Genomic DNA, 255 nt, shown 5'->3' on the forward strand with positions numbered 1-255 from the left:
GGTGGGTCGCCGCCGCCCTGGCCGGGGCGCTGCTCGCCGCGCTCGGTCTGCTCAAGCTGGCCGACATCGGGTTCCTCACCTTCCAGGGCCGCCGGTTCGACGCCGTGTCCGACTGGTCGCTGCTGGGCAACGCGCACGACTTCCTGCAGGGCACCGCCGGCGCCGCCGGGACGGCGGTCGTGGTGCTCGCCGCCGTCGTCGCGGTGGGCCTGGTCGTGGCGACGGCCGCCGCGGCCGTCCGGCTCGGACGGCTCG

General features: G+C 77.6%; 1 pseudogene. It reads left to right on the forward strand.

Annotated features, from left to right (window positions below):
• A pseudogene (locus GTW08_RS20885) lies at nucleotides 1-255 on the forward strand (sulfatase); the annotation flags it as partial.

The organism is Pseudonocardia sp. SID8383, assembly GCF_009864975.1.
Classification (GTDB): domain Bacteria; phylum Actinomycetota; class Actinomycetes; order Mycobacteriales; family Pseudonocardiaceae; genus Pseudonocardia; species Pseudonocardia alni.